The sequence below is a fragment of the Paraburkholderia caribensis genome (assembly GCF_002902945.1).
GTDB classification, from domain to species: domain Bacteria; phylum Pseudomonadota; class Gammaproteobacteria; order Burkholderiales; family Burkholderiaceae; genus Paraburkholderia; species Paraburkholderia caribensis.
Window position 1 is genome coordinate 1,578,275 of record NZ_CP026102.1, and the last position, 12,377, is coordinate 1,590,651.

Annotated in this window: 10 protein-coding genes; 3 read left to right on the top strand and 7 right to left on the bottom strand. The window is 60.2% G+C overall.

Translation table 11 applies throughout. The features are described from left to right. Nucleotides 1-390: 390 nt before the first annotated feature. Together C2L66_RS23510 and C2L66_RS23515 are read right to left on the bottom strand one after the other, a co-directional pair. Nucleotides 391-2,052, bottom strand: a complete 1,662-nt coding sequence (locus C2L66_RS23510; protein ID WP_054935005.1) for a cation acetate symporter — start codon at nt 2,050-2,052, stop codon at nt 391-393. Continuing rightward, on the bottom strand, nt 2,049-2,354 hold the full coding sequence (locus tag C2L66_RS23515; RefSeq protein ID WP_054935006.1) for a DUF485 domain-containing protein: 306 nt from the start codon (nt 2,352-2,354) through the stop codon (nt 2,049-2,051). The genes C2L66_RS23510 and C2L66_RS23515 overlap by 4 nt, the downstream gene beginning before the upstream one ends. 463 nt (nt 2,355-2,817) lie before the next feature. Here C2L66_RS23515 and mgtA point away from each other — a divergent pair, with 463 nt between their 5' ends. Continuing rightward, a complete protein-coding gene (gene mgtA / locus C2L66_RS23520; RefSeq protein WP_103323717.1) occupies nt 2,818-5,487 on the top strand; it encodes a magnesium-translocating P-type ATPase in 2,670 nt (889 codons plus the stop codon). Between the two features lie 221 nt (nt 5,488-5,708). Next, nucleotides 5,709-6,251 carry a hypothetical protein gene (locus C2L66_RS40770; RefSeq protein ID WP_148654626.1) on the top strand — a complete coding sequence of 181 codons (543 nt, stop codon included), beginning with the start codon at nt 5,709-5,711 and terminating at the stop codon, nt 6,249-6,251. A gap of 80 nt (nt 6,252-6,331) precedes the next feature. Here the strand turns inward: C2L66_RS40770 and C2L66_RS23525 are convergent, their stop codons facing one another. After that, nucleotides 6,332-6,685, bottom strand: a complete 354-nt coding sequence (locus tag C2L66_RS23525; protein WP_060606370.1) for a BON domain-containing protein — start codon at nt 6,683-6,685, stop codon at nt 6,332-6,334. Then, nucleotides 6,685-7,335, bottom strand: coding sequence for a BON domain-containing protein (locus C2L66_RS23530; RefSeq protein WP_060606367.1), 651 nt, complete (start codon nt 7,333-7,335; stop codon nt 6,685-6,687). The genes C2L66_RS23525 and C2L66_RS23530 overlap by 1 nt, the downstream gene beginning before the upstream one ends. Nucleotides 7,336-7,568: 233 nt before the next feature. On the opposite strand from C2L66_RS23530, the gene C2L66_RS23535 reads away from it, so the two are divergent. Then, nucleotides 7,569-8,528, top strand: coding sequence for a universal stress protein (locus tag C2L66_RS23535; RefSeq protein ID WP_060606364.1), 960 nt, complete (start codon nt 7,569-7,571; stop codon nt 8,526-8,528). A 25-nt stretch (nt 8,529-8,553) separates the two neighbouring features. Here the strand turns inward: C2L66_RS23535 and C2L66_RS23540 are convergent, their stop codons facing one another. The 3 genes from C2L66_RS23540 to C2L66_RS23550 are packed head-to-tail and all read right to left on the bottom strand — an operon-like array spanning nt 8,554 to nt 12,250. Next, nucleotides 8,554-9,219, bottom strand: coding sequence for a hypothetical protein (locus C2L66_RS23540; protein ID WP_060606361.1), 666 nt, complete (start codon nt 9,217-9,219; stop codon nt 8,554-8,556). Nucleotides 9,220-9,252: 33 nt separating this feature from the next. Next, nucleotides 9,253-11,760: a cation-translocating P-type ATPase gene (locus tag C2L66_RS23545; RefSeq protein WP_082670445.1), complete on the bottom strand. Its 2,508-nt coding sequence runs from the start codon at nt 11,758-11,760 to the stop codon at nt 9,253-9,255. A gap of 13 nt (nt 11,761-11,773) precedes the next feature. Beyond that, on the bottom strand, nt 11,774-12,250 hold the full coding sequence (locus tag C2L66_RS23550; protein ID WP_060606358.1) for a hypothetical protein: 477 nt from the start codon (nt 12,248-12,250) through the stop codon (nt 11,774-11,776). Between the last annotated feature and the right edge of the window lie 127 nt (nt 12,251-12,377).

Here is a 12,377-nt window from a genome sequence, read left to right on the forward strand (position 1 = left end):
CCACGGATGCCGACCGCCCGGTCCGCCTCGACCGGACGGTCATTCGTACGTCTCCATCTGCACACACAGACGATCGACTCGCGATCGTGGCAGCCTGACTCAATAGCCCCGCCAACCTGTCCGCAAAGAAGACATCGTCATAGAAATCCCGCCCTGTGCGTGTGGGGAATCTCTCTCGCGCTCAACCCCGTTCAAGCTCAGCACTTCTCGTCGCCAATAAATCGCCTCCTGAGTCCTCGTTCCCGCTGGATAAAAAAAAACCCCTCCAGCAAAGGAGGGGACAACTTCCCACACGGGGGCTTACTTGCCGGAAGGATGCACACCCAGAGTCAACCCGTCGCCAGTTGCAAGCTTGATTCCTGAGCAGCGTTACCAGTCGCAAGTTCTGGTTTAGTGACTCGCGCCTTCCACCGCTCCGATGCCAGTCTCCGAGCGTACCGACTGCGCCTCAAATCCGGCCTGATCAATGCGGCCGCGAGCGGACTTGTCCGTCACGGAGAAAAGCCAGATGCCGAAGAAACCCATCGCCATCGAAAAGAGTGCCGGCGACGCGTAAGGAAAAGGCGCGTTCGAGAAATGGAACACGTCAACCCAAACTGCTTTCGAGAGAACCGTCAGCAACACGGCCGATATCAGCCCGAGAAAGCCGCCGATGGTTGCACCGCGCGTCGTGCAGCCGCGCCAGAGCACGGACATGAACAACACCGGGAAGTTGGCCGACGCGGCAACAGCGAAAGCCAGCGAAACCATGAAAGCGATATTCTGCTTCTCGAACACGATTCCGAGCACGACAGCTACGATACCCAGCACGACCGTCGTGACGCGCGAAACGAACAGCTCGTTCACACTCGGTGCCTTACCATGCTTGAAGACGGTCGCATACAGATCGTGCGACACAGCTGATGCGCCGGCGAGTGTGAGACCCGCGACGACGGCAAGAATCGTCGCAAATGCAACAGCGGAAATGAAGCCGAGAAACACGTTCCCGCCTACAGCACTCGCAAGATGCACAGCAGCCATGTTTGTCCCGCCCAGCAGCTTGCCCGCAGCATCCTTGAAGACAGGATTCGTGCTCACCAGCACGATCGCGCCGAAGCCAATGATGAAGGTCAGAATGTAGAAGTAACCGATCCATGTCGTCGCCCAGAACACGGACTTGCGCGCTTCCTTCGCATTCGGCACCGTAAAAAAGCGCATCAGGATATGCGGCAGCCCCGCTGTGCCGAACATCAGCGCGATTCCGAACGAGATCGCCGATATCGGATCCTTGATGAAATTGCCGGGGCCCATGATAGAGGCCTTCTTCTCGTGCACCTCGACGGCCTTCGCAAACAGCGCTTCGGGGCTGAAATGAAACTGCCACAGCACCATGAACGCCATGAACGAAGCACCGGCAAGGAGCAGGCATGCCTTGATGATTTGCACCCAGGTGGTTGCCGTCATGCCTCCGAACAACACGTACACCATCATGAGCGCGCCCACGATCACCACGGCGATCCAGTACTCGAGACCAAACAGCAATTTGATCAACTGCCCTGCACCCACCATCTGCGCGATCAGATAGAACGCCACGACAACCAGCGTGCCCGAAGCGGCGAACGCGCGGATCGGGGCCTGCTTGAAGCGATATGCCGCAACATCGGCGAACGTAAATCTGCCGAGATTGCGCAGCCTTTCAGCCATCAGGAATGTGATGATCGGCCAGCCCACCAGAAAGCCGATCGAATAGATGAGACCGTCATAGCCGTTCGCATAGACGGCCGCCGAGATGCCCAGGAACGACGCAGCCGACATGAAGTCACCGGCAATTGCAAGTCCGTTCTGAAAGCCGGTGATGCCGCCACCTGCTGTGTAAAACTCCGCAGCGGAGCGCGTTCGTCTCGCCGCCCACTTGGTAATGAAGAGTGTCGCGACCACGAATACGACGAACATCGTGATTGCGGTCCAGTTGGTAGCCTGTTTGACCGTCTGCCCCATGTCTGCGCCAGCAGCGAAACAGCGCAATGAGACGACAGACAGCGCCGCGAGCGCGAGAAGACGTCGTGCGTTCATGCTGCCTCCCGCTTGATCTGCTCGGTAAGCTGGTCGTATGTGCTGTTGGCGCGACGTACGTAGAACCCGGTGACGACCACCGTGAACACGATGACGAATAGACCAACTGGCATCCCCCATGTCATCACACCTGCGCCCATCTTTGCAGCAAGAAACTGCTTGTCGAATGCAATCAACAGAACATAGCCGTAATAGACGACGAGTACGAGGGCGGTCAGCGTCCACCCAAGCCTCGAACGCTTTCGCACCAGTTCGCGGTATGCCGCGCTCGATTTGATTTTTTCTGCGAGTTTCAGATCCATCTTCGTCTCCTGCATGGAAAGCTTCCGCTGACTGACAAACACCCTCTTCCGGCCGTAGTCGCGACGAGGGGCATCTATTGGCACCTCGGGTCCCGCTAGGGATGTGGTGCAATGCATTCGCGCATGCGGTTCGATGCGTCGTTGTTCTGATGCGCTCGGTGTTACGTTAAACGCACCCGCTTACCCGCTTCTTACGGCGTATGACTTCTCGCGCCGGGGTTTACACGAAGATTCGCGCTTCCCTGCGGCCATCGACGCTGTCTGACTACGCTGTGCCGGGCGTCTCGCGCCGATGTGACGTTGATAGTTAGACGGCAATGCAGCGTCGCGATTGACGTAAGTCAACCGGATCCCGATACGTCGACCTCAAGCTCTGGGCGTACCGGTCACGAGTGCGCAAACGGTGAACGTGATCTTTTCCAATCGAAATCGGTCGATGCTCATTCATCGATAACGTGCCCCGATGCAAACAGCCGGCAAACACAGCACCCGTGATATCCCACCGTTTTTGGCGCGCTTGCGGCGTTCGTCGCGTGGCGCGGATCGCCAGACACATGCAGGCGCGGGCGCACTAGCCGAGCTAGCGCGTTTTTCTCCAGACGACGCTCTGGAACGACTGCACAGCCTGAGGGCCGGTCTCGAAGACGAGGAAGCCGACCGTCGCTTTCGCATCTCAGGCCCCAATCGCGTATTTCATGAAGTACACCACACATTCATCGACGAACTCGCGGCACGGACGCTCAATCCGCTGAATCTGCTGCTTCTCGTTCTTGCAATCGCGTCTTACGCTCTCGGCGATCCGCGGGCCGCGGTCATGATCGGCGTAATGGTCATTCTCAGCACGTCACTCAGTTTCATCCAGGAACATCGGTCGAATCGGGCCGCTGACGCACTCCGAAAAATGGTGCGAACGACTGCAACGGTAATGCGGCAAACGAAAGGACCCGGCTCGACGCAAATCGAAATACCCATCGAGCAGATTGTGACGGGCGACGTCGTATTGCTGTCAGCGGGAGACATGGTCCCCGCCGATCTGCGACTGATCTCCGCGCGCGATCTTTTCGTTAACCAGTCGGCCTTGACAGGAGAGTCGATGCCGCTTGAAAAGTCTGCACAGCCTTGCCTGACACCCGTGGAATCCGAGTTCGAGTTGTCGAACATCTGTTTCATGGGCACTGCGATCATCAGTGGCGTGGGTTGCGGCGTGGTCGTATCGACTGGCAAGACAACGATATTCGGACGTATTGCCGACGTAGTGGCGGAGCAGCGCGTGCAAACCAGCTTCGACAAAGGTGTCACGCGGTTCACGTGGCTGATGATCCGCTTCATTCTGGTCATGGCTCCCCTCGTTCTCGTCATCAATGGTGTGACGAAAGGAAACTGGTTCGACGCGCTGCTTTTCGCCGTCGCCGTCGCCGTGGGACTCACGCCGGAAATGCTGCCGATGATCGTGACAGTCAATCTCGCCAAAGGCGCAATGGACATGTCCCGCAAGAAGGTAATCGTGAAGCGCCTGAACGCGATCCAGAATTTCGGCGCGCTGGACGTGTTATGCACCGACAAGACGGGAACGCTCACTCAGGACAAGATCATCCTCAAACGTCATCTCGACATTCACGGCAACGAATCGGATCGCGTACTCGAATATGCCTACCTCAATAGCGCACATCAATCGGGCCTAAAAAATCTGCTCGACGTGGCCGTGCTGAAGCACGTCGAACTTCATGAGCAACTCAAGGCTCACGAGAACTACGTCAAGATCGACGAGATGCCTTTCGATTTCGAGCGCAGGCGAATGTCGGTCGTCCTCGCGCGGGACGATGGCGCTCATATCGTGATATCGAAGGGCGCGGTCGAAGAGATGTTCTCTGTTTGCACACGTTTCGCAATAGATGGCGATACGGGTGCGCTCGACGAAAGCCACTACGCCGCTACGAAGGAGATCACCGACGCGCTCAACGCCGATGGCTTTCGTGTGGTGGCAGTCGCCTATAAGGAAATACCGCCTGAACAGACCATCTATTCCGTCGCCGACGAATGCGGGATGACGCTGCTTGGCTTCATTGCGTTTCTCGATCCACCGAAGGATACCGCCGCTGCGGCGCTCGCCGCGTTAAAGGCCAGCGGCGTGCAGGTCAAGATACTCACCGGGGACAACGACCGTGTCACTCGCAAGATCTGCCATGAGGTCGGCATCACTGTCGACAGGATCGTGCTCGGCAGGGAGATCGAACTGCTCTCCCCCGCTGAACTGGCCGATCTGGCAGAACAGGTGTCGGTTTTTGCGAAGGTATCGCCTTCGCAAAAGGCGGCTATCGTCGACGCACTTCACAGCAAGGGGCACGTCGTGGGCTTCCTTGGTGATGGCATCAACGACGGTCCCGCGCTCAAGGCGTCCGACGTGGGCGTGTCGGTCGACAGCGCCGTCGACATCGCGAAGGAATCGGCAGACATCATCCTGCTCGAGAAGAGCCTTGCGGTGCTGGGCGAAGGGGTTCTTGAAGGCCGGAAAGTGTTTGGCAATATCACCAAATACATCAAGATGGGTGCGAGTTCGAACTTCGGAAATATGTTCAGCGTACTAGGCGCCAGCATCATGTTGCCATTCCTTCCGATGGCGCCGATTCAGGTACTCACGAACAATCTGCTCTACGACTTCTCGCAGACGGCCATACCGACCGACAACGTCGACCCGGAGTATCTGAGCGAACCGCGCCGGTGGGATCTCGGCAATATCATGAAGTTCATGCTATTGATGGGTCCGGTGAGTTCGCTGTTCGACTACGCCACCTATTTCATGATGCTGCGCATGTTCAACGCGTGGGACAACCCTGCTCTATTTCAGACCGGCTGGTTTGTCGAATCCGTGATTACGCAGACACTCATCATTCACATCATCCGCACCGCCAAGATGCCTTTTATCGAAAGCAGCGCCAGTCCTGCCCTGCTCGCAACGACCCTGCTCGTTGCCGCGACGGGCGTCGTACTGCCATTTACCCCGATTGGCCGCGTGCTCGGCTTCACCCCTTTGCCGTGGGCGTATTGGCCAGCTCTAATGCTGATTCTGCTTGGCTATATGACGCTCACGCATTTGATGAAAACGTGGTTTATCAAGCGTTTCGGACTGAGTTGACCTGCGCAAGATCCGCATTGCGGTCGTTCGTCTTCTCCGCAAGGCTGGTTACGATGCCTGTCAGGCGTACCACGCCAGCCCGCGCATGTATGGCCGACTTCCCGAGTCAGATGCCAATAGTTGATATGCGTCAACCCACAAAGGTCGAGACGCAAGCTTAATGAATGGCGAAAGCCACAGAGACGTAGCGCCCTGGAAAACCCCTGTTGGCAGGAGATCGCATGCTTCCGATCGAAATCCCTTCCGCGCAGCGCCGACGTGACGAACCAGCCCGATTCTGCTTTCGCTACCGCAGACATCGGCGCCATGCAGGTGCATACGACGTCTTCATCGAACTGGACGATACAGGAAACCATTGCCACATAGAGATCCATCATGCCAACGTGCCCACTGAAGAGCGGCGTCCCTTCACCGCCGGACCTCTAAACGTTCGCCGCCTGGGCAACGCTGTGAATCTGCTCGGCCTGGTTGACCGCGTCGTCGGCAAGGACAGGTCACGCCCCCTACCCGGTGGCCTGGTATTCGCCGCTCGACTTAAACCTCCGTATGTGCTCGCGCCGTCCGTCGCCCGGCGTCTACATACGGACAATAGCGGATCGCAAGCGAGGAGGAAACAGAACGGCGGCGGCCCCATTTCGCATACCCCGCCTCTGCGCGCATTTCAGTCCGAGCATGAGACGAAGATGATCCATAGAGATAGAGCGCCGCGTGCTCGCGCGCGCCATCGCTACCCTATTCGTCGGATCTCCTGGACCCGCGCGTGACCACCGTTCTTTTACACGCAGGAGAACGTTCGCCGAGCGTTCAATCGCGGTTTCAGAGCTTTTCTCAGCGATTCACGCCGTCAAGAAGCGAGTGGCAAACGCCCGCCCAGGTTAAACGGATTGTTGAGTTCTTCCGCTCCGCATATTCCTCCCGCTCGCATCTCTATCGCGGCTCGCTGGACGTCGCGATCCACGTTTCCGGTAAGCGTTACGCTCCCGCGCTCGACCTCAACACTGATGCTGTGAGGCGACAAACCTTCGACAGACGACAGAGCGACTACGATTCTAGAGGCGAGTTCCTGGTGCACCGTATCGTTGAAAGCGCGGCCTGCCTTCAGGCGGACGAGGACCTTGCGTTCCTCGTCTCCAATGGCACGAATCGCACGCTCCACAGCGCTGAATGCCGACGCAGGTGCAACAGCGGACCTACTCATCAGCCGATCACCAGCCGATCGATGATAGTTTTCACACCCGGTGTAGAGCGCGCCGCGCCCCAAACAATCGCGCGCTCCACAAGAGAGCTCAGGCGCCCCGTCAACGTGACGCTCCCTTTGTCGACCTGCACGCCCAGGTGTTTCATTTCACGGTCCGTGTGCCGCTGGATTGCCTTGCGGATGTTGTACTCGATATCGACGGGAGACACCGACCCGGAAATCCTGATGTCGTTTGTCACGCCTGTGACGCCCCGCATATGTTCGATGTTTTTCTCGGCGATGTGACTTCGGTAGCCGCCCTGGACTTCGCCGCTCAATGTCACCCAGCCCTTTTCGACCTTGATCTTGACGGCATCCTCTTCGAGACCGGAGATCCAGTCGAGCACCGCTCTGACGCTCAACGCAATGTCCTCATCGGTACGACGATTGCTTTCGGCGAGCCGCACGTCGATGTGCGTGACCACGGCCGCGACGCCGGCAATCTTGAGAGCGCACTTCTCGGCAGCTACCTTCTGCGCATAGTCCGCGACCTGTCCGGAAAGCGTGACGATGCCATCGACAACAGCGACGCCTATCCGGTTCGCGTCGATTGCCGGATTGGTGCCCAGATCATCTTCCACTTCCTGACGCAGTTGACTATCCGGCTTCATAACCAATGCCCTCCTGGAATCCATTTGTGGCGCACTGAACACTCCACGCTCTCAGCGTAGCGTCCACAAACCGGGCACAATTGATCGATATCAATCTCACCGCGTGGCAACGAACTCACCTCAGGGAAGTGCCGGCGCGGCGTGGTGCACTAGAACTTGACCAGGATCAATTGGGCACGCTTCGCTGAACGGAGAATCTATCAACGAAGTGCGGACTGAAACGGAGGAGCATCATGGCGCAAACATCGAACCCTGGCACGACGGCCTCAAAGAGCGCATTTCGGCGCGTTATGCTGGCCGTGGATGACTCGGAGGCGACACTGCGCGCAGCCGAATATGCAAAAGCATTGTTCGCCGACCGTGCAAAAATCAGGCTCGTAACGGTGGCCCAGAACCCGCGCACGCTGTTTCCTCTCGGCGCGACGACTCAGGGTTTTCTTGCCGCGGCGAGAGATGAGATCATCGGCGATGCCCGCGCCGCGCTTGCGAAAATTGAAGCGATGTTCGCCGGGATAGAGTTGGAGTTTGGACTGGTCGATCTCTCCGTACATAGCGGCAATACGGCCGATGCACTGCTCGCTACCGCATCGCACTGGAATGCGGATCTGCTCGTGATGGGCATGCGGCATCACCATGGTCTGTTGCGCTGGATCGAAGGTACCGTATCGGAGCCGGTGGCGCAGCGCGCGACCTGCTCTTTGCTGCTGGTGCCAGAGGATTGCCGTGTTCCTACGGACCGGCCCCCCGCGCGTATGGTCTTTGCACTGGATGGGAGCGCATGCTCACTCGCTGCTTTGCAGACGGGTCTCCAGATAGCTACCCCAGATGCGCTGCTGCGCGCGGTCTACGTCGTGGACCGGGCCGTCCATCTGTTCGATGACGGTGCCGCCGCGACGTTGGAAAGCGCATATCTGGAGCAGGGTTACACTGCGCTCGAGCGGGCCGCGCGCATCTGCGCCGATCAGGGCCGCGTCGCGGAGACCGCCCTGATCAAGACGCATACCACCCACGACGATGTTCCGCACGCAATCGTACGGGACACGGCGGAATGGAATGGCGACCTGCTCGTTCTCGGCACCCATGGCAGACGCGGTATCGCGCGATGGCTTCTCGGCAGCGTGGCCGCCCGCACCGTGCGGCTCGTGGATACGCCGGTGCTGCTTGCGCGTAGCGGCGAAGCGACGGCGGACTAGCCGGAACATGACGGCTGGCGGGCATCTACGGCGCCTTCTTTCGCGCCGACAGGCGACGTTTGCTCGTCCGCTCCCCAACGCCCTCCCTTCGCCAATGGGAAGGCCGCAGCCGCAATCTGCGCTCGTGAAGCAGCAAGCTCCAGTCCAGGCGGACGAAGAGCACAACCAGTCCGATCGTCGCGAGTTGCGACGCTATGAAATAAAGGCTGAAAAACGTGCCCTCGAACTCAGACTCTGGATCGATAAGACCATGCACCCACTGCGCGAGACTGGCCCATGCCGCATAACTTGCCACGCGCCCGATGAAGAAAGGCACGCCTATTAGCCAGAGATTCGCGCGCATCAGCCCATACGCGATGAAAAGATAATTCGACGGCAGTGGACTGAACGCGTAAAGGAGGAAGGCGCCCGCCATCGCGGCCTTGTGCCGACTCAGACGTGACTTCAGTATGTCGATATTCTCGCGGTCCGCCTCGCGCAGCCATCTGCTGCGCACCAGCCGTCCCGCGCTGCGCGCGAGCACCAGACGCGCACAGGTTGCCGCGCAGGCCGCGACGAGCGCGACCAGGAAGGGATTGGCTTCGGGACGCTGGAACCCGATCCAGGACATCGCGAGCCAGGTCGGCGGCGCGAACGCGGGAATCAGGTTCAACACGAACACCGCGGCGAACAGGATGAACAGATACTTCACGTCAGTGGTCTCACCTATATGCGTTCGCCTGACTCAGCCCGACCACGCCAGGACCGCGTACAGACCAAAGACACGCGCTATCGAGGGCGCCATCAGCAGCACACAAAGCGCGATCAGCGCAAAGCCCGCGACGGCCAACCCGTATGGATTCGTATCCCGCAGATGACGTGGCACGGCCCCTCTCGCCAGCAGGCGCACGGCCAGCATGATGCCGACGTTGCCCAACACCAGCATTGGAAAGGCGACCGTGCGCGCGGCGACTGCGTCGAATCCGCCCGACAACATCGAGGCATACGCCAGGACCACGGCAAGGCCTACCGCGCATCCGATCGCCACGCTGGCCGCGAGCGCCCGGTTGGTCATCAGGCGCTCGCCGGCGCGCCTCGGCGGTTCGCGCATGACGGTTGGCTTTTCGCGCTCATTCTCGAAGACGATCGAGCAAACGGGCGCGATGATCATCTCGACCGCCACGATATGCAACGGGCCGAGCATCGGCGGCCACCCGGCGAGAACGGGAATCGTCGCGGCGGCGATCATGGGCAAGTGCGCCGCCACCGAAAAGCTGATCGCCTGCTTCAGATTGGCGTAGATGCGCCGGCCGAGACGAATGGCCAATACGATTGGCGTGAAGTCGTCCCGCAACAGTACGAGAGACGCAACTTCGCGTGCCACCTCGGCGCCACGCCGGCCCATCGCGATGCCAATATGCGCGGCCTTGAGTGCCGGTGCGTCATTGACTCCATCGCCCGTCATGGCGACCACCTCGCCGGCGCGGCGGAATGCATTCACCAGCCGCAACTTCTGCTCGGGTGTCACGCGCGCAAACACGCTCGTGTCGCGTATCACCCGTTGCAGAGCTGCGTCGTCCATGGCGACGAGTTCGGCGCCCGTCATGACGCGCGCGGTATCGATGCCAACCTCCGCGGCGATCGCGCGCGCCGTCGACGGATAGTCTCCCGTAATCATCACGACACGCACGCCAGCCGCCTTGCATTCGGCAATCGCGCCCGCGACTTCCGGGCGCACGGGGTCGAGCAAGCCAACGAGTCCCACGAACGTGAAGTCGAAATCGTGCTGTCTGTCGGGCCATGTCTCGCCGCGATGCCGTGCTCGCGCCACCCCGAGCACACGCAATCCGTTCTCCGCCATCCGTGTCGCACGCTCGAGCACCGCTTGCGCGTCATGAGGAGACATTCCGCACAATGCGCAGATCGCTTCGGGTGCGCCCTTGCAAGCCACCAGACGATCGCCGCCATCGGAGGTCTGCCACCCGTGCGACATCGCAGGCAAGTCGGGCGTCAACGCATACTCCTGCACGAGCGACCAATGCCGGTGCAAGCGGCCCGTATTGGCAAGGTATGCTTGTCCCGCCTCGTGAAACGCGCGCTCCATCGGGTCGACGGGTTCGATCTCGCTTGCCAGCACGAGATACTCGATCAGTTCATGAAATACGGGGCTGATTTCCGGCGCGTCGCTCCTGATCCAGGCTTCGTCGCCGTTCGCATAGAGCACGCGCAATGACATACGGTTTTGCGTCAGCGTGCCCGTCTTGTCGACGCAGAGCACCGAGGTCTGCCCGAGCGTCTCGATCGCGCTGAGCCGCCGCGTCAACACGCCCTCGTTGACGATCCGGCGCGCGCCCAGTGCCATGAAGACGGTCATGATGATGGGGAGCTCTTCGGGCAGGATGCTGATCGCAAGCGTGATTCCCGCCAGTAGTCCCGGCAGCCACGCATCCGTGCGCCAGCGGTAGGCAAGAACCAGCAACGCACAGATCAGCATTGCCAGGGTCGCGAAACGCCTGACGAATGTGCGGATTTCGCGCTGCAAGGGCGACTGGGTCTCTTTCACGTCGGCAAGTTGCGTACCGATCTGGCCCAGTTGGGTCTTTGCGCCGATTGCTGTCACTGTCATGCAACCCTGGCCTCTGACGACCATCGTGCCCGAGAACAGCACGTTCGGCATGGTGGCGGGCAGCGGGCCGTCCGGCGAGCCCGCGAACTTGTCGACAGACATGGATTCGCCCGTGAGCAGCGACTCGTCCACGCTGAGTTCGTGCGCTTCCACGAGCAGGCCGTCGGCAGGCACTTTCGCGCCTTCTTCGACGAAAACGACATCCCCGGGAACGAGTTCCACCGCCGACACGGAAGTCCGTGTTCCATCGCGCAGCACGTGAGCCCGCGGCGCCGACAGGTCCCGCAGCGCGCGCAGCACGCTTGCCGTGCGATGACTCTGGAACATGGTCAGCGCGACTTCCGCTACGACGAAAGCAAGCAGCGTCATTGCTTGCGGCGTATCGCCCAACAGACCGTACAGCACCGCCGCAATGATCAGCAACACAAACATCGGCTCTGCGAGCACATCGCGCACCGTGCTCCACCACAGGTTGCGCGAGGCCGAAGCGATCACATTGCGGCCGTGCACGACGCGCAACGCGGCGACTTCGGCCGTCGTCAGACCGATGGCAGGGTTCGCGCCGGGTGTCGATCGAGTTGCACCATCGTCAACGAACGCCTCCGATGGCGTATCTTCGCGTCTCATGAACGGGCGCCCGCTAGAGACCCACCGACGGTCGACAGCGCGGGCAGCTCGCGTTCGTGCCCCGCGCGGCGCGCTCTTCGAGCGACAGATGAAGATCGGCGCCGCCGCGACGCGGCACACTCACCCACCGGGCCACTTCCGAGCCTCCTGCATTCGCGATGATGCGATAGCGTCCCGCCGGAAGCATGATGTACAGGAACGGCCCTTCGGTGCGGGTGTCGAGCAAGGTCTTCCCGCCCGCGTCGGCAATGCGGACGCCGACGTCTGCGAGATAACCGCCGCCGGGCGACGTGAACATCATGCGAAGACTGTAGCGCGGGGCGAGCGAGAGAAATGCCTTAGCTTCGTCTTCGCCGACGCCTCCCGTCATATACAGCAGACCGTTCGTGCTCACTGCTTCCGGGAGCGATTGCGCGGGCACGGCAATGCTCGCCGTGCCGATGCAAAGCACGAAGCACATCGTACGCAAAAAGTGGTCGAAGCGTTTCATCTGATCTGACCTCCTGAAAGTGCGCGCGGGGGCCGATCAGTCGGCATTTTTCCAGATGACGTAGTACATCACCGCAAGCGCAACCACGCCGACCAGCGCAATGAATCCGCATCCGAGCGCGACCAAC